Here is a 21,533-nt window from a genome sequence, read left to right on the forward strand (position 1 = left end):
CTCTCATACAGCAGCACATGCGATTTCTTAGAAACGCGTGTGCTTTTTTTATTTGAAGTAATTAGAAAATGATTTTTTCGGCTCAAGTATATTAAAAGAAGAACCCCATATGATGGTAAAAAGGGGGGGTTTTTATGGCTATTCATGTGGTGATTGCCGGGGAAAGTTTGTGGGAAATTTCGAATCAAACCGGAGTTCCCATTGGAACGATTATCAATAATAATGGGCTGGCTTCCAACACCCTTGTGCCAGGTCTTGCGCTTTATCTACCTGATACCACGCAACAAATCCGGCTATATCGGGTTAAAGCAGGGGATCAACTAAGGCGAATTGCCCAGCAGTTCCAAACCACAACCTCAAACCTTCTCACAGCAAACCCCGGCATTGACCCAGAACGCCTCAACGTAGGACAAATCATACACATTCCGACATCGCTTAAATTACAAATAAACACTCTTGGATTTATTGTTCCTTCGCCGGGTGGCGCACTTCCCGCGATATTAGAATCTATTGCCGGCCAACTGACTTTTTTGGCGATTGTGGCTTACTCGTTCACCGATGAAGGCTATGCCTACAACCAAATAGACGACACAGCGCTGGTTGCCCGCAGTAAGCAATTAAATATCGCCCCATTATTGATGATTCGTAATTTTACGAAGGAAGGCTTTAGCCCGGAGCTTGCCGGGAGTGTGCTGGGAAATCGCGTATACCGGCAAAACTTGATTGCAAGCATTGCCAACCTGACACGACAAAGAGGCTTTGCCGGTGTAAGCATTGATTTTGAGTTTGTCCCGACACCAAATCGGACTGATTTTAATGTATTTTTGACTGATTTAAAAAGGGAATTGGGGAACCTTATTTTACATGTAAATGTCCATGCAAAATCAGAGGATATGCCCACCAATCGAATCGTTGGTGCTTATGATTATGCGGCAATCGGGAGAGCGGCCGATATAGTCGCAGTCATGACCATTGATTACGGCTATCCGGGAGGACCTCCGGATCCGGTGGCTCCGATAACATGGATGGAAAAGGTGATTCAATACGCTGTTACGCAAATTCCGGCCCAAAAACTGCAAATTGCCATGGCATTATATGGTTATGATAAGGTTGTTGGGACCAATGCCAGCCAAGCAATGTCCGTACTTGCTGCACAAAATCATGCAATAAGCACAGGTACCCCGATTCAATTTGATATGACCTCCCAATCACCTTGGTATAGTTACTTGGAGGGAGTGGCCCAGCATGTTGTCTGGTTTGAGGATATTAGGAGCTATCTTGAAAAATATCATTTGATTGACATATATGGTTTATCGGGGATAACCTTCTGGCAAATTATCCTCCCAGCACCGCAAAACTGGCTCTATTTAAGGGACAATATTTTAGTGTTGAAAAGATAAAGCATGTCCCGTTTTTTACTGTACATTTTCTAAACTTTGGTTTTGGACAAACTCTCTAACAAAGAAAGGTAGGGATAATGGTTTGATTTTAAGAGTTTTCATTTCTGTTTTAGCCATATTTATGGCGATTACTTACATAAAGCCAAGCGGAGTCATGGCGGCAGATCGATCGGTCATGGCCAATCAACTTAATCACTTTTTGCAACATTCTCCCGATTTGCAAGGATCCATTGCCGGCATCAGCGTCCGCTCTGCAGCAGATGGCCAGATCATTTATCAGCATAATGGTGATATTCGGCTGCGGCCAGCCTCCAATATGAAATTATTGACGGCTGCCGCGGCCCTAAATGTTTTAGGAGAGAATTATACCTTTACAACGGAAGTTCACGCTGACGGTCCCGTAAAAAAGAAAACATTGCAAGGAAATCTCTATTTGAAAGGAAAAGGCGATCCTACCTTATTAAAATCGGATTATGAAAAAATGGCGGCTGAACTTGAGATGCTTGGTATCAAGAAAGTAAAGGGAAACTTAATTGGCGATGACACTTGGTATGACGATGTTCGCTATTCCCTTGACTTGCCGTGGAGCGATGAAATGACCTATTATGGTGCGCAAATATCCGCTTTAACTGCCGCCCCAACTCCTGACTACGATGCCGGGGCAGTCGAGGTTGCAGTCAAGCCCGGGGAAAAAGAGGGCGATAAAGTTCAGGTGGAAATTACACCGAAAACAGGCTACATAAAAATCATTAATCGCGGCGTTACAGGCGGGGAAAAAACGAAAAAAGACCTTACCATTGATCGGATGCACGCAAAGAACACAATCGTGATTGAGGGAAATTTTCCAGTGAATTCAAAGGTGAGGAAAGAATGGGTCGGCGTCTGGGAGCCGACGATGTATGCCTTGGCACTTTTTAAACAGTCACTGGAAGAGCATGGAATCAAAGTATCAGGAAAAATGAAACGCGGAATGGTGCCTGAAAATACGACTGTCTTAAACGTGCACCATTCCATGCCATTGGCCAAATTGGTCGTGCCGTTTATGAAGCTAAGCAACAATGTCCATGGCGAGGTGCTGGTGAAGGAAATGGGCAAGGTGATGAAAGGGGAAGGTAGTTGGGAAAAGGGATTGGAAGTGCTTCAAGGGGAAATGGCCAGGTTCGGCATTAATACAAAAACCTTGGTCCTGCGTGATGGTTCCGGCATTTCCCATGTAACCGCGATTCCAGCTAACGAGATTTCTCAGCTATTATCTGCTGTGCAGAAAGAAAAGTGGTTTCATGCCTATTTAAATTCCCTTCCGGTCAGCGGGGCACCTGAAAAAATGACAGGAGGCTCATTAAGATATCGGATGAAAACGGCGGATGTAAAAGGCAAGGTCAAAGCAAAAACTGGGACCCTCACAACTGTCAGCTCGTTATCGGGATATATCACAACAAAAAGCGGGGAGCCATTAATCTTCTCGATTGTTTTAAATAATCTGCTTGATGAGGATAAAGGCAAAAAGATGGAAGACCAAATTGTGTCGATTATCGCCAATCAATAGGTAATTATTGAATAGTTTTTCCGCTGCCGCAAAATCTAAAGATAATTCAACAGGGCGGTGGAATACAATGATTATTGGAAGTCATGTTAGCATCAGGAACGGTTATTTGGGCGCAGCAAAACGGGCGGTTGCAAACAGTGCATCCGCATTTCAATATTTTCCGAAAAACCCGCGAAGCCTTTCCGTAAAGGAATTTGACCGGGGCGATGCAGAAAGTTGCAAAGAATTTTGTCTGGAGCATGGGCTTCAGTCCGTCGCCCATACGCCATATTCGACAAGCATTACCCCGGCCAAGGAAAAAGAAGAATTGACGATTGCCTCCCTGCTAAATGATTTGGAAATCGCCGACGCCTGTGGATCGATTGGAGTTGTCGTTCATTTCGGCAGCCAAATCAGCAAAACCGACCCTCTAGCCAGCTACAACTTAATGCTGCAAATCCTAAACAGTGTCCTGAGTCAATGGGAGGGCGGCTGTTTATTACTTATTGAGAATAATGCGGGGATAAAGGGGGCCCTTGGAACCACGTTAGAGGAACTGGTGCAAATTCGTAATTTATGCGAGTACCCTGAGAAAATCGGGTTCTGCCTAGATACCTGTCACGCGTTTGCAAGTGGGTTGTGGACTGGCGATACAACCGAGTTATTTTTTGAAAAAGGGAAGGAATTGGACTACTTTAATCATCTAAAGGTGATTCATTTAAATAACTCCAAATATCCGGCGGGGTCTAGAAAGGACCGTCATGCTAATATTTTTGGGCAAAATGGACTAATCAGTGAAATGGATTTAAAAGGTCTCGTGACATCGCCTATATTAAAAGGAATTCCCCTAATACTTGAAACTCCTGACGACGAAGGAATTAGCCATCAAGAAGAAATTGAGATGATCAAGAAGAAGTGGGAGAAAGGATGACAGGCATTAAATATTGCTTTTTCCCAATTAAAACAATATATAATAGATATAGAAACTAGCAAATAAATGGGAGAATAGAAATGAAAGCGGTAAATAAAAATTCGCAACAACTTTCGGAGCGGTTTGAAGTGGCCTATAACCAGGTCCATGATGCCCTGAAGGATATAGTTCAAATTAATGATGAGAGATTTGTCGTGCTTGTAAAGGTCGGCGCGAAAAAGTACCAGGTTATTGAAACATTCAAGAAGGACTTGGAGCAATATGCCAGGCTTCGGAATGCGATTGTTCACGAGAAGATGGAGGTTGGCTTTTATATTGCCGAGCCCAATGCCAAAGTCGTTAATCACATTGAAAAAATTGCCAATATTTTAAGCAAGCCAAACTATGCACTTTCGATTGCTTCAAAAAACGTCATCAACTTCGATTACAACGACAGCATTTTAAAGGTCACGGCAGCTATCAGGGACTATGGTTATTCAAAGTTTCCGGTTTACAAGAATAAGACATGTCAAGGTCTTCTGACCGCCAGTTCCATCATGAAATGGATGGCAAAAAATATGAAGAACAATGTGGTGAATCTTTCCGATGTGAAAGTTTCAGATATTATGGCCATGGAAAAACAGTACACAATCGACTTTATTTCGAAGGAGATTAATATTTTTGAGGTTGAAGATATTTTTGAAAAAGCCCATAAAAAGAAAACCAAGCTAGAGGCGGTCATCATCACCGAAAATGGCCGTGCAGATGAAAGGCCGCTTGGCATCATCACTCCATGGGACCTCATCGAGATTGACTATACTGTGGATTAAGCAGGGGTGGAGCATACCAAATGGGGTATGCTCCTTTTCCGCTTATTCAAAATCGAAATCACTTAATTGATCCATATGGCTGGCAATCATCGCGATGATGGTGCTTGCTTCCTCTTTGCTGAAAATAAAATGGGATTCATCCTTAATAAGTTCATCATCAGTGGTCCAAATCCGGTTTACGCGCTTTAGGACGCCATCGCCTGTTTCCTCCACGACACCAAATTGATAGGTGACTTCGACCTCATCAGCATGCTTAAAGGCAGTCACTTCCGGAGTCGACCATTCTACATCGATCTCTTCAAAAATATCATCATGATCCACTTGTTCCGCCTCATAATATTCGTTGTCTACTTCCACTAATTCCACCTCTACGTCTTCGTCGCAATCATAGTCTTCGTAATCATCATCCGACTGCAGGTAAATCCCATCATCGGTATAATGGTCCTCATCGTTGAAATAATCATGAAGGCTTTCGTGGACCTCATCGATAATTTCTTCAATGTCGGAAAGGATGATTTTGGCGGTGTGGCCAGTGTCAACATTAAAGCTGTCAACATAAAATTCTTCGTTTTGCGGATCAAAGAACAGGGTGCAGAAATAGTCCCTGTCCAGTTCCTCTGTATCGACATCTGCCGTCTCAACAAAGAATTCAATCCTGGGATGCTTGGCAGCCCGTTCAATTTTCATGTGTCCAACCTGATCATATTCTTCACAAATGGATTCAAGATGATCCTGTAATTCGCTGCAAACCCTGTCAAACCATTCTAATGACATCAAACATCCCATCCCTTCAAGGTTAATCGAGGTTATTATATCCGAGTTTTAGAAATATATGTTCTTTTTAAAAAATGAAGGATAAAACAGGGAAGTAATAGAATTAACAGTATAAAACATTTTAAAAAAATAGGGTGAAACCAATGAGCAAACGTTCCGGGGGAGAGCGTCTCCTGAAATTAAGGGAAATCCTCTTTAATGAAACCGATGAGACGAATGAACTGGCAATGGAGCAAATAATAGAATTGCTAAAAATGGAATTCGGCAAAGACTATGAAGTCGACCAGCGGGCCATTTTGCGGGATATCGATGATTTGAGCAATCAAAACTTTGAAATTTTTATTACGAGAAGAGCAGCCGGTAAGAAATATTACAGTCACAAAAACAAGAGGTTCGAACAATATGAACTGCGGCTCTTGATTAATGCGATCCTTTCCGCCCGTTTTATTACGAAAAAAGAAGCGGAGCGGTTGATTGAAAAAGTAAAGGGGTTGACGAGCAAGCCATTGGCTGCGAAACTCCCAAATCCAACACATTACGAAAGTTCCATCCGCAGCACGTATCAGCAGCTGCGCTATGAAATTGACCAAATCAATACGGCAATCAGTGAAAGCCGGAAAATACGATTTCAATATGGCAAATTCAAAATCGATAAGGAATTTGTGTTAAACCGCGAGGGCGAATTTTATAAGGTCAGTCCTTATGCGCTGATTTGGAAAAATGATTACTACTATTTAATTGGCATCTTGAACGAGGAAAAGAAGTTTCGCCATTTTCGGGTGGACCGGATGCGAAATGTGGAATGTACTGAAGAGTCTTTCCTAAAGACTGATATTAACATTTCGGATTACATCAATAAATCCTTTAACATGTACGCTGGCGACGAACAATGGGTCACCTTGAAGTTTAAGCATTCGCTTGTCAATGTGATGATTGATTATTTTGGTCTAGATGCCAGTATGAAAAAACTAGATGACGAATATGGACAGCTAAGGGTAAAAGCAAATCGAAGCGAAGGGTTAGTCCGCTGGCTGCTGAACTGGGGCAGTGATGTCAAAGTAGTGGAGCCGCAGGATTTGGTTGAGGAATTGAGAGGAGAGATTCAAAAAATGAAGCAATTGTATGAGGAGAGCTAGGCATGGCGCCAGTCTCCTCTTTAGTTTTACCGAAATTGGTGAGGCTGCTGGAAGGAATTATGAGATAATGAAACATGAATAGGCCATACAAAATACCGGGATAGGAGAGTTTGTATGTTTTCCTTTGTAAAAGAATTAAAACAAATTTGTACAGCATTTCCCATTAAGGAGAAAATGGTCATCATAGATTCCCATACAGTTGGCGAACAAATAAATGAGGCGTTTGTGAAAGCTGGTAACCAGGCTGTCAATCTTAAGTACCACACTGTTTTTGATCTGGCGTACAATCTTGTGGAATTGAATTCGAACCAGCCGTTATATATTTTGGACAATACGGTGGGTGTTCATTTAACCTTCACTTTGCTTAATAGTCTAAAACAACAGGGGAGATTGCATTATTTTTCAGGCATGGAAATCACCCCGTCGTTTAGTCATGCGATTTATAATACGATTCAAACATTGCGGCTGTCAGGCTATGAAACCGGTTGCCTTAATAAGGATGCCTTCATTACGCCGGAAAAAGCGGAAGATCTGGCTGAGATTTTGGCAGGCTATGAGGAAATGATGGGTGAATATCAGTTCATTGATAAGGCTTCGCTATTGTGGAAGGCGATTGATTTTGCCCTCACGGATGAAACAAAAGTGTATATTTTGCAGTCAAACTTGAATCTTTCCGCCTTGGAAGAACAATTTCTAGAAAAAATCCTGCCTGAAAAAAGACACAAGCTTCCGCTTGCGCCCGTTTTGGGTGTGAATATTCCTGAACGGACAAGCCTATGTTCCATAAGATTTGGCGAACCGACACCGCTCAGCTATCTTTATCAACAGGAAAAAGCAAGCGGTGAGGCAGACTTAACCATTTTCACGGCCAAGACGGAAGAGCTCGAGGTAAAGCAGATCCTTGGAAAAATCAAAAACGAAACAACGCCGCTTGATGAAAATGTTGTCTATTATACGATCGCTGATTCTTATGTCACACTTTTCTACCAGCTATCGCAAAAAATGAACATTCCGTTGACATTTGGCGAAGGTCTTCCCGTGTCCTTTAGCCGTCCTGGCCGGCTGGTTTCCGGAGTGCTTGCCTGGATTCAGGACAATTACAATGTTCAAGGGTTGATTGACTTATTAAATGAGGGGTTGCTCGAACTTGATGATGAGGCACCTTCAAAATCAAGAATTGCCAAGGTGCTGCGGGATTTACAGATTGGCTGGTCCCAAGAACGCTACTTGAAGCATCTAAATAACGCAATGGAAGCTTTAAATACCGAAAATCCTTACTATGAAACGAAGCTAAGCGAACTTTCATGGTTAAAACAGTGGTTCTCGGGCTTATTTAAAAAGCTGCCGCCATATTCGTTAACAATGAACTACAAACATTGCTTAACCGGGATTGCATTTATCCTGAAAAACTATGGTAAAACGAGTTCCTCCCTTGATGAAATCGCCAAAATGGCCATTTTGGAGGAAATTGAAAAAATTCTTCCCTTTGCGGATAAAACGTTATCAAGCTATGAAGCAGTTGAAAAGCTTACAGATTTACTGCTGTCTATCCGGGTAAATCAATCACGGCCTAAACCGGGCCACCTTCATGTTTCCTTTTATAAAAGCGGAATTTATAATAGCCGTCAGCATGTATATATTGTCGGGCTTGATAACAAAAAGTTTCCTGGAAACGTCAGCGAGGATCCGCTGCTGCTGGATGCCGAACGGGTTAAATTGAATAGCAGCCTGCCATTGTTAAGCGACAAGGGGCAGGAGAATCTCTATTTGTTGCTGCAGGTATTGGCTCAGTCCACCGGTAAGGTTACCGTGAGCTACTGCGATTTTGATATGAATGATAACCGCGTGGTCAATCCGGCGTTTGTCGTACTGCAGTGCTACCGGATGATGACTGAAAACTCTGATGCTGATTTCAAGTCATTAAAATCCTTACCGACGAAGATTATTGCCGATGATATTTTTGATGACAAGGACTATTGGAATGGAAAATTAACGAGCGATGTCCCGATAGAAATTTCGGAAGGGGTTCTGACCTACTTTGAAAATGTCAAAAATGGATTGTCGGCGGTTATGGCGCGTCATCGCAACGATTTTTCAGAATATGAAGGACTGGTGCAAATTGATGCAGCGGAGTATGACCCGCGCCTGAATCAGTCCAGAACATTGAGCGCCGGCAAACTGGAAACGTTGGCAAAGTGTCCGTATTCTTACTTTTTAAAGGAAGTACTAAGAATTAAGCCAATCGAGGATATGGAGTTTGATGCGAATAAATGGCTGGATCCGGCAACACGGGGGAGCCTGCTGCATAGCATTTTTGAAACATTTTACAAGCAATTGAAAGCGGAAAATGCCAAGCCTGTCGTTGCAATTCATTTGGACAAGCTTTTGGCGATGGCCGCCGATTTAACACAGCAGCAAAAAGAGGTGCTTCCGCCGCCAAATGAGCGGGTCTACTTAAGGGAACTCAATGATATTTTGGAATGCTGCAGGATCTTTTTGAAGGAAGAGGAGCGACATAGCGAAAACTATCATGCGCTACAGTTTGAGTATGCCTTTGGCATCGGGGAGAAGGAGCCTGCGATGATTACACTTCCTTCCGGAGAATTTAAGCTTTCGGGAATCATTGACCGTGTCGACCAATCGTCAGATGGCAAATACCACATTATCGACTATAAAACCGGAAGTTCCTACGCTTACTCGAAAAACGGGGCCTTCAAAGGAGGCCGTCAGCTGCAGCATCTGGTGTATGCCTTGGCGATTGAGCAGCACCTCCGCTTGGGAGAGGGTGCCGTGGAAGAAAGCTCCTACTATTTCCCGACAGTGAAAGGGATGGCCGAGCGGTTTGTCCGGAAGCAGGATGCTGTGCTTAGAACAAACGGACTTATGATTTTGGAACAGTTGATTGACATCATCAAACATGGCCATTTTGAAATGACGGATGACGAAAATGATTGCAAGTTTTGTGAATTAAAACTTGTCTGCCGCCGTCATTTTTATGACAATGAGACGCTGAAAATGAAGCAGTCGAATCAGAGGTTAAAGGGGGTGAGGGCTTATGACTAAGGTGATAATCGACCAAACGGCCCGGGATAAAATTAAACACGAGCTTGGCACGAACTTTTTGGTTGAGGCCGGTGCCGGTTCCGGGAAAACAACCAGTCTGGTAAACCGGATGGTCAATCTTATTTATACGGGAACCGCCGAAATTCAGCAGATTGTCGCGATTACCTTTACGAGGAAAGCGGCTGATGAATTGAAGGTCCGTTTTCAGGCGAAATTGGAGGAAGCATGGAAAAGGGAGACCGACCTTGATGCCAAATTTCGTTTGGGTGTGGCCCTGCAAAATATCGAACGCTGCTTTTTGGGTACCGTTCATTCCTTTTGCGCCAAGCTATTGCGCGAACGTCCGATTGAAGCAAACTTGGATTTAACGTTTAAAGAGCTGGAAGAAGCGGATGATTACAACGTTTTGGAAGAAGCGTGGCAGCTTCATTTACAAAACCTTATGGACTCGAATTCTAGCCAACCCGACGAGATAGAGAATTTAGGGATTTCCATTGATCAGATGTTGCCATGGCTAAAAGAACTGAAGGAATTTTCCGATGTGGAATGGGTCACCGAACCGGTTGCCAAACCTGAATTGCAGGCAGACTATCAAACCTTTATGAATTTAATCAAAGAGGCAAGAAAAGTTGTGCCGGACGAAGAGCCTGATAGGGGTTATGATTCCCTGCAAAAGGCAATTGTCACGGCGGTTCAAAAAGATCGATTTATAGATGCCTCAAAGGATAAGAATATCATCAGTATTTTTACGATATTTGACAAGAATCTGAAACCGACCTACAATCGCTGGACTTCCAAGGAAGATGCCAAGTTTTACGAAGAAAAAATCGTTTCGGCAGTTGAGGTGAAAATCAAGCCGTTGATTCAAGCGTGGAAGGAATATTGCCATCCGAAGATACTTGCCTTCCTCAAGGAGGCGGTCCAAGCCTATGAGGGGCTAAAAAAGGAACGATCGTTACTGAACTTTCAGGATCTAATGATGCATACATCCAACCTGTTAAAAGAAAATGCCGAGGTTCGGGGTTACTTTCAAGACAAGTACCGCTTCCTGCTGGTCGATGAATACCAGGATACGGACCCCATCCAGGCCGAAATTATGTTTTTCCTGACTGGGAAAGACATCACTGAGAAAAACTGGACCCACTGTAAACCCAAACCGGGATCCTTATTTGTCGTCGGTGACCCGAAACAGGCGATTTATCGCTTCCGCCGTGCTGATATCGACACGTATAACCGTGTCAAACAATTAATGGAGGAACATGACGGGGAAGTGTTGCAGCTGACGATGAATTTCCGGACCCTTGATTGTGTGACCCAGGAATTAAACCCGGTTTTTAAAAAGCATCTGCCTGAGGTAGAAACGGTCTATCAAGCCGCATATCGGCCGTTAATTTCTTTCCATGAGGATAAGGGGCGAGGATTATCAGGGATTAAGGTGTTGTCTGTACCAGCTGATGTCAAAAAGAAAGAAGAGGTCATTTTAAGGGATGCCGAAAATATTGCTATAACCATTCGCAACCTTATGGATCAGGGGCATAAGGCCAAGGATTTCATGGTGTTGACCCGCTATAATGATGGTGTCGCCACCTACACACAAATGATCGAAGCGGCAGGAATTCTGGTTAGCATTAGCGGCGAGGTCATCCTTGGCGAAACGAGGGAGTTTCAGGATTTATGGATTCTGTTAAAATCCTTCCTTGACCCAACCGATGAAGTGAGCTTTGTTGCGGTGATACGCGGAATCTTCTTTGGCATCAGCGATAATGAGTTGTACCAATGGGAACAGGCCAAGGGCCGGTTTTCCCTTTATGCGGAGATACCGGAAGAATTGTCTCCAGAAGTAAAGTCAAAGTTTACTTTGGCGCTTGGCAAATTGCAATCCTATCAGAGGCTGATTCGAAATCTGTCACCGACTGCCGCGATTGAAAAAATAATCGAAGAAGTCGGCTTTTATCCGCTATTGTTAAAAAATGGCCGGAGCAAGCGAACATACAAAAGCCTGCTGCAGATCATCGAAGCATTGCGGAAGCGGGAAGGTCAAGGACATACGTCTTATAAAGCTATTTTCGAAGCCCTGACGGAACTTATTTTTGAAAAAAAGGTTGTCGCGAATATGGAAGAAGAGGCCGATGCGGTACGCATTATGAACATTCACAAGGCGAAGGGACTTGAGGCGCCGATTGTGTTCCTGGCCCACCCGGCTAAATCGGTCAGCCCGGAATCTTTTCTTTCGAAGCATATCAAGCGGGAAGACGTATCATCCAAAGGCTACTTTACTTTTTCCGTGGACAACGGCTACCAATCGCGCGAGATTGCGATTCCGCAGGAATGGGAGACCTATAAGACTGAAGAATTAACCTATTTAACTCAGGAAGAACTCCGAATCATTTATGTAGCCGCCACCCGCGCCGAGAAGGCTTTGATTATCAGTTGTCATGGAAGCAACAAGAAGAATCCTTGGAATACTCTATTAGCGATGGAAAACATTAAAGAGCTGGAGGTTCCCGAACTCGATATATGGGGGATAAAACCTGATGGAGTTGAGGTTACCTTAAACGAGTTTCAGGTGAAAACCGTCAGCAAACTGGCCTGGCTTGAGCAAAGCAAAACCAAAACGTATGACCATTGGACCCCGACAAAGGACAAGGATTACTCGGAGCTTGTGATAGAACGCGAGGCAGGCGGCGGGAAGGACTGGGGAACCCTGATTCATGATGTATTTGAAAAAGCCGTTCAGGGGCATAATGTAGCGAACTATATCAAAATTGCCATAAATAAATTCGGGCTGCCCGAGGAAAAAGAAGCGGAAGTTCTGATATACCTAGGGAATCTTAAAGCTTCACCGCTTTGGGACGACCTACAGACGGCGGAAGAAGTGATGACGGAGGTTCCATTCACACTAAAAGTGGAACATGGCCACAAGCTCTACTCACTCATTACTGTGAATCCTGAAGATAAGCATCCGATCTTTGTCAAAGGCGTCATCGACCTTATTTATAAAAAGAATGGGGCTTGGACCATCATTGACTATAAAACGGACCGGGCTAAACAAATAGAAGATTATCAAAAACTGCAGGATTTTTACCACAGTCAGCTTAAATTTTACCGGCAGGCGTGGGAAGAACTGACGGGTGATGCTGTCAACCAACAAGGGCTTTATTTCCTTGCGTCGAATCGCTTGGTTTTATCCAGCAGATAAAAAGTGAAAACTCGCAAATAAAAATCGGGCCTGTGCCCGATCAGATTGTCGAGAAAGGGTATATTTCTCGGCAATTTTTTATTTTAATGGAAATTGAATGGCTGATTTTATTAAAATTGCCCCTGCTAGGGGGCCTGTTGATTTCCGTTCCAGGCGCTTGCGCCGAGGAGGCTCCCAGGCACGCCCGCGGAAAGCAAAGTGCCTGGAGCGCAAATCAACAGACATATCGAATAGTTTTGGATTAATATCATTATAATAAATTAACGCGGTGAATTGTTAAAGTAGTTATATAAAATAAAGGCTGTCGAAAGTTTCTCGACAGCCTGATCGGGCCTGTGCCCGATTTTTATTTTTCACTTATTATCTGGCCGAAAGCTGCCCGCTTTCAAAGGCTTCAATCCGTGCGCGGACAAATTCCGGCACTGGCCGGGACATTTTTGTTTCTGCATCATAGCTGACATAGATAATTTCCGCCAACAAAATCGGGTCCTCCTCGCCTTCCCTCGTCATAATACAATTCATCGTCATACTAGATTTGCCGATTTTGGACATCTTGCACCAAATTGTTAACCAGTCATTCAATCGCGCCGAATTTTTATACTCCAAAGTTGATTTTGCCAAAACAAAATCAAAATCTTCGGCTTCAAAATCCAGTTTCAGGCCCTCCAGAAAATATTCGGTAACCGCTACATCTATGTAGGTCAAATAATGCGCGTTAAACACAATTTTTTGTCCGTCAATTTCAGAGTATCGGACCTTTAGCCGATGAGAAAAGCGAAAATCTTTAATCATAGTAAACCACCTTTTTTTATTCTCTTAAATTATCTTCTGCACATCTAAGGGAAATCCTCTAAATTTCTGATTTTTCTGCATAAATTAAAATGAAAGAAATAGGATGTTAGTAACCTATAAAAAGTGAATAGAAGTGGGCAAAGGTGCCTTTGATGCAGTTTCAGACTGTATCGGGGCACCTTTTTGTCTTTTGGGAGGTGAACAGATGGTTTTAATAAGACTTCCTGCTATTGCCTTGGCAAGTCAAATCATTCCCAATGTTGACGAAGGTTTAAGAGATTCCCTTCACATACCAGACCATATTAAAAGTCTCGCATTGGTGACAAGCACGAGTGATGATGTTGGCTATACAGCACTTGACGAGGCCACAAAAATGGCCGCCGTTGAAGTGATCTATGCCAAGTCGTTTTATGCGGGTGCGGCCCACGCTTCGGGTCCGTTATCGGGGGAATTCTTGGGGATTTTAGGGGGAGTGACGCCATCCGAGGTAAAAAGCGGTCTTGAGGTTGCGGTCCGGATGATCAACGAAGGGCCGGCATTCTACGCGGTCGATGAGGCAGGAGAGCATGCTTACTATGCTCACACTGTTTCACGGACTGGAACGTTTTTGTCAAAAATGGCAGGAATCAATCCGGGGGAGCCGCTTGCCTACCTGATTGCGCCGCCGCTGGAGGCCATGGTCGGCTTGGACGCGGCGTTGAAGGCGGCAAATGTAAGACTTTGCGTGTTTTACGGCCCGCCGACAGAAACCAACTTTGGCGGCGGCTTGTTAACTGGAAGCCAATCGTCCTGCAAGGCTGCAGCTGAAGCTTTTGCTGAAACGATTAAAAAAATTGCGCTTTCTCCCCATAGTTTGTTTTAGAAGGGAAGGCAAATAGATGAAGACCTATGCCCTCGGAATGATTGAAACGATTGGATTGACTTCATTAATTCCCGCCTTGGATGAGGCCGTGAAGGCTGCTAATGTCAAAGTGGTCAAGTATGAAAAAGCTGATGCTGGGATTGTAACCGGTTACATGATTGGGGATGTTGCAAGTGTGCAGGCTGCCGTTGACAGCGGGGTGAGAATCGCTAAACAGCTTGGAGGTTATCGCTCCTCGAAAGTGATTGCCAAGCCTGCAGAATCTGTATTTAACCTTTTGGAGTTTTTTCGGGTGCCAAAACAGGATAAACGGGATATTTTTCAAAAATTGACTGTGGCCGAGCTCCAAAAACTGGCGAAAGGGATGAAAGACTTCCCGGTGAAAGGGAGGGAGTTCTACAAATTGAAGAAAGCAGAATTAATTGAAGCGATGGTAAAGGTTGCGGGTGATGGATATGAAGCTTGATCAGGATTTGCTATCGATTCAGGAGGTTCGCGATAAACTGCGGAACGCCTCGGCAGCACAAAAAACATTGGCAGAATTTTCACAGGAGAATATTGACCGGATTGTAAAAAACATCTGTGATGCAGCTGTAAGTGAGGCGGAGAGGCTTGCACGTATGGCAGTTGAAGAAACAGGATTTGGAAATGTAAAGGATAAAATCACGAAAAACCTATTCGCTGCAAGACAGGTTTATGAAGCCATAAAGGACGTAAAGACGGTCGGAGTCATCGCAGAGGATGTCGACAGAAAGGTTTGGGAAATCGCCGAACCTGTAGGAGTGGTTGCCGGAATCTTGCCCTCTACCAATCCGACGTCAACGGTGATATTTAAAGCATTGATTGCTGTTAAAGCAAGGAACGCGATTGTATTTAGCCCTCATCCCTCTGCATTAAACTGCTGCCTTGAGGCAGTCAGGGTCGTTCAGGAGGCTGCGGTGGCTGCAGGCGCACCTAATGACATTATTCAGTGCTTGGAGCATCCAACACTTGCCGCAACGCAGGAACTGATGACTCACAAACTCACAGACATGCTCCTGGCGACCGGGGGCCCGGGGATGGTAAAGGCCGCTTATAGCTCCGGCAAGCCCGCCTATGGAGTTGGACCGGGAAATGTCCCGGTTTTTGTTCACAAAAGTGCTGATGTGGCCCAGGCTGCAAGACAGATCGTTCAAAGCAAATCGTTTGATTATGGAACCATATGCGCGTCGGAGCAGGCGGTGGTGGTGGAAGAGGGCGTTAAAAGGTTGTTTTTACAAGAATTAAAGAAAAATGGGGCGCAGCTGTTAACTGCACAGGAAAAGGAAAGAGTAGCCAAGGTTATTTTGAATAATCGGTCGTTGAATGTGGAGATTGTCGGGAAACCGCCGCAAACGCTGGGGAAGTTGTCTGGAATAACAATCTCGGAAAATACAAGAATTCTTGTGGGGGAAGAGGTGGAAGTCGGAAAAAATATCCCTTTTTCGATTGAAAAGCTTTCGCCGATATTAGCGCTTTATACGGTAAAGGATCGGCGCGAGGGCTCTGACCTGTGTTTAAAACTGCTGGAGGCAGGTGGACTCGGGCACACGGTGGGAATCCATGCGCAGGACGATGAGGTGATTCGGGAGTTTGCCTTGAAAAAACCGGCGGGACGAATTGTCGTGAATTCGGGTACGACCTTTGGCGGAATCGGTGCCACAACCGGGATCCTACCCTCGATGACATTGGGGTGCGGGACATACGGCAACAATATCACAACGGACAACATCGGGCCAAGGCACTTGCTGAATATAAAGCGGGTGGCCTTCGGGGTCCGCGAAATGGCCAATGAGGACGAAAGAAAGGCTATCAGCAGTGGCACGCCGGAGGAAACAGTGGAAGCGTCAGCGAATCTAAATTTGGAAATCAACGAAGCGGAAATTACGAAAATCATCTTAAAAGTCATTAGTCAACTAAACAAGTAATCTAGGAGGTTTTGGGGATGGGAAGAGAAACGTCTGCATTAGGCATGATTGAAACGAAGGGCTTAGTGGGTGCGGTCGAGGCGGCCGATGCAATGGTGAAAGCGGCTGATGTCCGGCTGGTCGGCAAGGTCCAAGTCGGCGGCGGGCTGGTTACGGTAATGGTCCGCGGTGATGTCGGTGCGGTGAAGGCGGCAACGGATGCTGGGGCCGCCGCTGCGTCTAACGTCGGGGAACTGATTTCCGTCCATGTGATTCCCCGGCCGCATTCCGACATCGAGCTGATTCTTCCGAAATTGGAAGGGTAGTTTCTTAGATGGCGCTGATTACGGAAAAATTCCTGCGCAATATAATGGCACAACAAAAACTATCAAAGGAGTTCCTGCTTCAGGAAGGAGATAAGCTCACCCCTTCGGCGAAAGATTTTTTAATGGACCGGAAAATTTCGATTGTACAGCCTGGAAGTTCAGAATCGGCACCACACCTGAGATTAACGATCCCTGTCGGAGTTTCCAATCGCCATGTTCATTTGACGGAAAAGCATTTTCATGTCCTCTTCGGTGAAACAGAGGGGGTAACGGAACTGAGGCCGCTGTCGCAGCCCGGCCAATTTGCTGCCCGGGAAACGGTCACGATCGTAGGGCCATCGGGCGTTATACGCAATGTCCGGATATTGGGGCCATTTCGCGGGCTAACCCAGGTGGAAATTTCCCGAACCGATGGGTTTACGCTTGGGATTCACCCTCAGGTACGGCTGTCAGGCTCTATTGATGGAACCCCAGGAATAACATTGGTGGGACCTGAGGGGGCGGTAACACTGCAGGAAGGATTAATCGTAGCTAAAAATCATGTTCATATGTCGGGAGCGGACGCGCAGAGGTTTGATGTCAAACATGGTGATTCATTGATGCTTGGTTCAGAAGAAAGGAGGGTGATTTTTCAAGACGTGATCGTAAGGGTTAAAGATTCATATATCTTGGATTTTCATGTCGACCAGGATGAAGCCAACGCTGCCGGCTTATCAACTGGTGACAGAGTCGTGGTACTCGGGAAAAATCGCCGCTTCTATTCGCCATATCTAGGGGTGTTGCCGGATGGATAAAGGGAAACTGCAGCTGTTAGTCGAGCGGATTATCCGCGAATTATTGCAAGTGGAATCCCCGCGAAAAAAGGTCCTGTTTATCTTTTGTGACAGCACGGCACATGAGCCATACCGCGACCAGCTTTTAATTCTAACAAACAAGAAAATTGACCACGATCTGTTATTTCTGGATGGGGAGACATCGGCATGGCTGGGGATCCAGCAAATTCAGTCAACTGGTGCGAAACAAATCATTGCTGCTGATGAATACGCCAAGGCCCCGCTGGAGTTGCCTCTGGATTACGATGCCATTGTGATTCCGGAGATTGATTTGGATAATGCCGCAAGGGTCTGTCAAGGTTTAAAGGGATCGGTGAAGGCTGAGATTATATTTTCGGCGCTGGTGCTGCAAAAACCCATCATTATTGGGGAGGACTCTCCGGGGCTAAAACGTGCTGACCGCCAAACGCTTAGAACGTTAGAGCTGCCACTTTCATATCGGAAAAAGTTCGAGTCTTACAAGCGTGAAATCGCTGATATGGGGATTTGTTTTTCCAAACAGGCCTGCCTTCATAAGGAAATCATGAATCTATTAATTGGTGAAGGCGGCGAGGGGCACGAAGACCCATATATCTTTCAAGAAAAGGTAGTTACGGCGGATTGGCTGGCAAGGAATCTCCTAAACTCAAAGGGATTGTTAGTCAGGGAGGGGGTCGTTATTACGCCGCTGGCAAAGGAGTACATTAGGGAAAAGGGGATTGAAATAAGGGTTCTAGGCAAGGAGGAGGACTGTTGATACTTGGTAAGGTCATCGGCAGTATTTGGGCCACGCAGAAGGAAGAAGGCATGAACCAGCTGAAGCTGTTAATTATTGAGCCGATCACCTGGAGGGGAGATTCAGCCGGGGCGCCAATTATTGCCGCCGACAGAATCGGGGCCGGACGTGGCGAGCGAGTGATTGTGTCACGGGGAAGTCCGGCGCGGACGATCTTTCCTAAGTCCGCCCCGATTGATGCGGTGGTGGTAGGGATTGTCGATTCCCTTGAGGTAGGAGTGGACGATGCCGAAGAATAGCTTTTTAAAGGTGTGAAAAACGTGACGGAGAAGAAGCAGCGCGTAATTCAAGAATATGTACCGGGCAAGCAGCTGACATTGGCCCATATCATAGCCAATCCCGATGAGGCATTATATACGAAGCTTGGCATCGGGCAGGCGGGGGCAATCGGAATATTGACATTAACGCCAACGGAAACGGCAATTATTGCCGCTGATATTGCAACGAAAGCGGCTGATATTGAGATTGGCTATTTGGACCGATTCACCGGGTCGCTGGTGATTTGCGGGACGGTTTCCAATGTGGAAATGGCGATTCAAGCGATCAATCAATTCCTCAGCAGGCAGCTGAAATTTGAACCTGCAGAGATCACCAGGTCATGAAAAAAGGAAAAGTGCTGCTGATTGGCCCCGTCGGTTCCGGTAAATCCACATTAACGAAGAGGCTGCTGGAGGACCCATCGCCTGCTGTGAAAACACAAGCACTTAATTATATGGACTGGATTATCGATACGCCCGGGGAATACAGTGAAAACCCGATTTTTTATCGGTCATTGCTTGCAACAGCATTGGAAGCCCGTGTCCTATTGGTGATTCAAGATGCAACCAGAAACCGGCAGTCTCTGCCGCCGAACTTTGCCCAAGGATTTCCGCTGATCCCAATTGGCGTGATTACTAAAATTGACCACCCTGCCGCCGATTTGGCGCTAGCAGAAAAACTTCTGCGGCAAGTCCTCCCGCAACACACCATCTGCCGGGTATCCTCCCTCACTGGGGAAGGAATTACAGAGCTAAGAAGTGTCATTTTGCCGTATTTATCTTAAGATAATCGTCCTGCGTTTATTCCTATAGGCAGCCCATCCCGATAATGAATATTAGGCGAATTCCTCGAATACGTATGTAAAAAAGCTTGACCACGGGGGTGGGCGAAGTTGAATACTGAGATGGTGATGGGGTTAACGGGGTTGACTTTGGAGGATAGAAGGTTGATTGAGACTGTTTCTGGACAGCTGCAGCTTTGGGCAGATGTATCACAGGCTGATGTGTTTATTGATTGTTTATTGCCGGATATGGATGCGGCGATGGTCGTAGCTGAGGCACATCCGCAAAATGGAGTATCGTTGTACCGGCTGCCGGTAACGGGTGAAATTGCCCTGAAGGAGAACGAGCCTGGGGTGCTATACTGCCTGCAGACTGGGGAGTCAGTCATCGGGGCCAGGGGGGTTTCTCAAGAAAATGTGAATATCCAGCAAAATGTAACTCCGATTAAAAACAGCCGTAACGAAACGATTGCCGCCCTCATCATGGAACGGGATATTACTGACATGGTGGAGCAAGAAAAACATGTCGAAGTGTTGATGGAAACCACTGAGCAGTTAGGAGAAACACTGTTTCAGCAGGCAATGACCGAAAGCAAAATTCCATCGCTTATCCATGAGGGGCTGTTGATTTTTAACGCCCACGGAATCATTACCTTTGCCAATGACCTGGCCTACCAAATTTTACTTGAATTTGGCCACACTATCAAAGTATTGGAAGCAAATGTAAATAACCTTTTCTCCGGCAGCTTTGCGATTGACCAGATCAAAGAGCACGGCGGTGTATTATCCGAGGACTTTCAAAGTGGGAATCTATTTATAAAAATAAAAGCTGTCGGCATCCATCGCGGAAAGCACATTGTTGGGGGAATTCTGCTTATGAGGGACCTGACTGAAATGAAAGAAAAAGAACGCGAGATCATGATTAAATCAGCGGTCATTAAAGAAATTCATCATCGCGTAAAAAACAATCTCCAGACGATTGCCAGTTTGTTAAGGCTGCAGATGAGACGGTCCAATTCCGATGAGGTGGAAAAAGTTTTTCGCGAGAGCATCAACCGGATCATGAGCATTTCGATCATCCATGAGATTTTATCGCAGGACGGTTTAGACGAAGTCGACTGCAAGGAAATCTTTGAATATTTGACAAAAGGAATTGTGACTTCGATGCGGCTAAATGATCATTTAGTCACCGTAGAGGTAGAAGGAGATTCGCTATTTTTGAATTCTCGGAATGCCAGTTCTCTTGCATTGGTCATTAATGAGTTAGTCCAGAACGCCATGAACCATGCTTTTCTTCATGTTTCAGAAGGCTTCATTCGCATTTTGCTTAAGAAATTTGGAAACGTGATGCAGATTACTGTTTCCGACAATGGCGTCGGCTTTAGTCCGGATTGCGTAAACGGCGGCAACCTCGGCTTGGAAATTTGCCGCACGCTTGTTCAGGAAGATTTAAATGGCAGCATCCGTTTCGCCAATACCGGTAAAGGAACCACCATTAAGCTATTATTTCCCATACCTGACGGGGAGGGTGATCAGGGTGACCTTTAGAATCATGATTGTCGACGATGACCCGATTACCCGGATGGACATCCGTGAAATGCTTGGAGAAGAAGGCTATCAAGTTATCAAGGAATGCAAGAATGGCGAGGAGGCTGTCAAACACAGCCTGGCACTGGAACCGGATTTAATTATTATGGATGTAAAAATGCCGATACTGAACGGAATCAAAGCGGCCAAAATTATCCGTCAAAAATCAAATGCTGCCATCCTGCTGCTGACAGCCTATAGTCAACGCGAGTTGATTGAAGACGCTAAGGAATCCGGCGTTACCGCCTATCTTGTCAAGCCTGTGACGGAGGCTGATTTAATCCCAGCAATTGAGATCGCGCTCAGCCAAAAAAAGCAATTTGAATGTCTGTCGAGAGATTTACAGACCCTAAAGCAAAAATTAACGGAGCGCCGCCTGGTTGAAAAAGCAAAAGGGAAACTGATGAACGCCCTGATGCTGTCAGAGGAGGCCGCTTACCGTAAGATGAGGGAATACAGCATGAAAAACAGAATATCGCTAGGGCTGGTTGCAGAATTAATTTTAATGAGTGAAGATGTGTTCCTTTAACAAGATTTGCAGAATTTCTGCTTCTCTA

The 21,533-nt window shown here is 45.1% G+C and carries 20 protein-coding genes; 18 read left to right on the forward strand and 2 right to left on the reverse strand.

Features of this window, described 5'->3' with window-relative positions:
* The first annotated feature begins 134 nt into the window (after nucleotides 1-134).
* From M3234_RS26945 to M3234_RS26960, 4 genes are all read left to right on the forward strand, one after another.
* Nucleotides 135-1,400, forward strand: coding sequence for a glycosyl hydrolase family 18 protein (locus M3234_RS26945; RefSeq protein ID WP_262307621.1), 1,266 nt, complete (start codon nucleotides 135-137; stop codon nucleotides 1,398-1,400).
* A gap of 121 nt (nucleotides 1,401-1,521) precedes the next feature.
* Nucleotides 1,522-2,946, forward strand: coding sequence for a D-alanyl-D-alanine carboxypeptidase/D-alanyl-D-alanine endopeptidase (dacB, locus tag M3234_RS26950; protein ID WP_262307644.1), 1,425 nt, complete (start codon nucleotides 1,522-1,524; stop codon nucleotides 2,944-2,946).
* Between the two features lie 67 nt (nucleotides 2,947-3,013).
* Nucleotides 3,014-3,856 (forward strand): deoxyribonuclease IV, encoded by an 843-nt coding sequence (locus tag M3234_RS26955; RefSeq protein WP_262307622.1) that lies wholly within the window; start codon nucleotides 3,014-3,016, stop codon nucleotides 3,854-3,856.
* Between the two features lie 80 nt (nucleotides 3,857-3,936).
* Nucleotides 3,937-4,665 (forward strand): CBS domain-containing protein, encoded by a 729-nt coding sequence (locus M3234_RS26960; protein WP_262307623.1) that lies wholly within the window; start codon nucleotides 3,937-3,939, stop codon nucleotides 4,663-4,665.
* Nucleotides 4,666-4,707: 42 nt separating this feature from the next.
* Here M3234_RS26960 and M3234_RS26965 read toward each other — a convergent pair whose 3' ends face one another.
* Nucleotides 4,708-5,439: a hypothetical protein gene (locus M3234_RS26965; protein WP_262307624.1), complete on the reverse strand. Its 732-nt coding sequence runs from the start codon at nucleotides 5,437-5,439 to the stop codon at nucleotides 4,708-4,710.
* Between the two features lie 143 nt (nucleotides 5,440-5,582).
* On the opposite strand from M3234_RS26965, the gene M3234_RS26970 reads away from it, so the two are divergent.
* From M3234_RS26970 to M3234_RS26980, 3 genes are all read left to right on the forward strand, one after another.
* Entirely contained in the window at nucleotides 5,583-6,575 is a 993-nt protein-coding gene (locus M3234_RS26970) for a helix-turn-helix transcriptional regulator (protein ID WP_262307625.1), read from the forward strand.
* 114 nt (nucleotides 6,576-6,689) lie between these two features.
* Nucleotides 6,690-9,638: a PD-(D/E)XK nuclease family protein gene (locus M3234_RS26975; protein WP_262307626.1), complete on the forward strand. Its 2,949-nt coding sequence runs from the start codon at nucleotides 6,690-6,692 to the stop codon at nucleotides 9,636-9,638.
* Nucleotides 9,631-12,837, forward strand: coding sequence for a UvrD-helicase domain-containing protein (locus tag M3234_RS26980; RefSeq protein ID WP_262307627.1), 3,207 nt, complete (start codon nucleotides 9,631-9,633; stop codon nucleotides 12,835-12,837). The genes M3234_RS26975 and M3234_RS26980 overlap by 8 nt, the downstream gene beginning before the upstream one ends.
* A gap of 360 nt (nucleotides 12,838-13,197) precedes the next feature.
* Here the strand turns inward: M3234_RS26980 and M3234_RS26985 are convergent, their stop codons facing one another.
* Nucleotides 13,198-13,629 (reverse strand): acyl-CoA thioesterase, encoded by a 432-nt coding sequence (locus M3234_RS26985; RefSeq protein ID WP_262307628.1) that lies wholly within the window; start codon nucleotides 13,627-13,629, stop codon nucleotides 13,198-13,200.
* 205 nt (nucleotides 13,630-13,834) lie between these two features.
* Between M3234_RS26985 and eutL the strand changes: the two genes are divergently transcribed.
* The 11 genes from eutL to M3234_RS27040 all read left to right on the forward strand — a co-directional run bounded on the left by eutL (nucleotide 13,835) and on the right by M3234_RS27040 (nucleotide 21,505).
* Entirely contained in the window at nucleotides 13,835-14,491 is a 657-nt protein-coding gene (gene eutL, locus M3234_RS26990) for an ethanolamine utilization microcompartment protein EutL (protein ID WP_262307629.1), read from the forward strand.
* 16 nt (nucleotides 14,492-14,507) lie between these two features.
* Nucleotides 14,508-14,957 (forward strand): BMC domain-containing protein, encoded by a 450-nt coding sequence (locus M3234_RS26995; protein ID WP_262307630.1) that lies wholly within the window; start codon nucleotides 14,508-14,510, stop codon nucleotides 14,955-14,957.
* Nucleotides 14,947-16,437: an acetaldehyde dehydrogenase (acetylating) gene (locus M3234_RS27000; RefSeq protein WP_262307631.1), complete on the forward strand. Its 1,491-nt coding sequence runs from the start codon at nucleotides 14,947-14,949 to the stop codon at nucleotides 16,435-16,437. Before M3234_RS26995 ends, M3234_RS27000 begins: the two co-directional genes overlap by 11 nt.
* A gap of 17 nt (nucleotides 16,438-16,454) precedes the next feature.
* The gene (locus M3234_RS27005; RefSeq protein ID WP_066321758.1) at nucleotides 16,455-16,742 is read left to right on the forward strand and encodes a BMC domain-containing protein; all 288 of its coding nucleotides are present in this window, start codon (nucleotides 16,455-16,457) and stop codon (nucleotides 16,740-16,742) included.
* An 8-nt stretch (nucleotides 16,743-16,750) separates the two neighbouring features.
* Nucleotides 16,751-17,536: a phosphate propanoyltransferase gene (gene pduL / locus M3234_RS27010; RefSeq protein WP_262307632.1), complete on the forward strand. Its 786-nt coding sequence runs from the start codon at nucleotides 16,751-16,753 to the stop codon at nucleotides 17,534-17,536.
* Nucleotides 17,529-18,311, forward strand: coding sequence for a hypothetical protein (locus M3234_RS27015; RefSeq protein ID WP_262307633.1), 783 nt, complete (start codon nucleotides 17,529-17,531; stop codon nucleotides 18,309-18,311). The genes pduL and M3234_RS27015 overlap by 8 nt, the downstream gene beginning before the upstream one ends.
* Nucleotides 18,308-18,589, forward strand: a complete 282-nt coding sequence (locus M3234_RS27020) for a EutN/CcmL family microcompartment protein (RefSeq protein WP_262307634.1) — start codon at nucleotides 18,308-18,310, stop codon at nucleotides 18,587-18,589. Before M3234_RS27015 ends, M3234_RS27020 begins: the two co-directional genes overlap by 4 nt.
* Nucleotides 18,590-18,610: 21 nt before the next feature.
* Entirely contained in the window at nucleotides 18,611-18,952 is a 342-nt protein-coding gene (gene eutS / locus M3234_RS27025) for a BMC domain-containing protein (RefSeq protein WP_262307635.1), read from the forward strand.
* On the forward strand, nucleotides 18,949-19,392 hold the full coding sequence (locus tag M3234_RS27030) for a EutP/PduV family microcompartment system protein (RefSeq protein ID WP_262307636.1): 444 nt from the start codon (nucleotides 18,949-18,951) through the stop codon (nucleotides 19,390-19,392). The genes eutS and M3234_RS27030 overlap by 4 nt, the downstream gene beginning before the upstream one ends.
* A gap of 108 nt (nucleotides 19,393-19,500) precedes the next feature.
* The gene (locus M3234_RS27035) at nucleotides 19,501-20,937 is read left to right on the forward strand and encodes a sensor histidine kinase (RefSeq protein WP_262307637.1); all 1,437 of its coding nucleotides are present in this window, start codon (nucleotides 19,501-19,503) and stop codon (nucleotides 20,935-20,937) included.
* Complete coding sequence (locus tag M3234_RS27040; RefSeq protein WP_464515108.1) at nucleotides 20,927-21,505, forward strand: ANTAR domain-containing response regulator; 579 nt, start codon at nucleotides 20,927-20,929, stop codon at nucleotides 21,503-21,505. Before M3234_RS27035 ends, M3234_RS27040 begins: the two co-directional genes overlap by 11 nt.
* Nucleotides 21,506-21,533 lie beyond the last annotated feature (28 nt).

The sequence above is a fragment of the Neobacillus niacini genome (assembly GCF_023715785.1).
Lineage (GTDB): Bacteria > Bacillota > Bacilli > Bacillales > Cytobacillaceae > Neobacillus > Neobacillus niacini_E.

Bases quoted from the DNA above. Each gene is read 5' to 3' on its own strand.
- M3234_RS27000 (WP_262307631.1), top strand. From the start codon at position 14,947: ATGAAGCTTGATCAGGATTTGCTATCGATTCAGGAGGTTCGCGATAAA.
- dacB (WP_262307644.1), top strand. From the start codon at position 1,522: ATGGCGATTACTTACATAAAGCCAAGCGGAGTCATGGCGGCAGATCGA.
- M3234_RS27005 (WP_066321758.1), top strand. From the start codon at position 16,455: ATGGGAAGAGAAACGTCTGCATTAGGCATGATTGAAACGAAGGGCTTA.
- M3234_RS27030 (WP_262307636.1), top strand. From the start codon at position 18,949: ATGAAAAAAGGAAAAGTGCTGCTGATTGGCCCCGTCGGTTCCGGTAAA.
- M3234_RS26995 (WP_262307630.1), top strand. From the start codon at position 14,508: ATGAAGACCTATGCCCTCGGAATGATTGAAACGATTGGATTGACTTCA.
- M3234_RS26965 (WP_262307624.1), bottom strand. From the start codon at position 5,439: ATGTCATTAGAATGGTTTGACAGGGTTTGCAGCGAATTACAGGATCAT.
- M3234_RS26945 (WP_262307621.1), top strand. From the start codon at position 135: ATGGCTATTCATGTGGTGATTGCCGGGGAAAGTTTGTGGGAAATTTCG.
- M3234_RS26955 (WP_262307622.1), top strand. From the start codon at position 3,014: ATGATTATTGGAAGTCATGTTAGCATCAGGAACGGTTATTTGGGCGCA.
- M3234_RS26980 (WP_262307627.1), top strand. From the start codon at position 9,631: ATGACTAAGGTGATAATCGACCAAACGGCCCGGGATAAAATTAAACAC.
- M3234_RS26970 (WP_262307625.1), top strand. From the start codon at position 5,583: ATGAGCAAACGTTCCGGGGGAGAGCGTCTCCTGAAATTAAGGGAAATC.
- pduL (WP_262307632.1), top strand. From the start codon at position 16,751: ATGGCGCTGATTACGGAAAAATTCCTGCGCAATATAATGGCACAACAA.
- M3234_RS26960 (WP_262307623.1), top strand. From the start codon at position 3,937: ATGAAAGCGGTAAATAAAAATTCGCAACAACTTTCGGAGCGGTTTGAA.
- eutL (WP_262307629.1), top strand. From the start codon at position 13,835: ATGGTTTTAATAAGACTTCCTGCTATTGCCTTGGCAAGTCAAATCATT.
- M3234_RS27015 (WP_262307633.1), top strand. From the start codon at position 17,529: ATGGATAAAGGGAAACTGCAGCTGTTAGTCGAGCGGATTATCCGCGAA.
- M3234_RS26985 (WP_262307628.1), bottom strand. From the start codon at position 13,629: ATGATTAAAGATTTTCGCTTTTCTCATCGGCTAAAGGTCCGATACTCT.
- M3234_RS26975 (WP_262307626.1), top strand. From the start codon at position 6,690: ATGTTTTCCTTTGTAAAAGAATTAAAACAAATTTGTACAGCATTTCCC.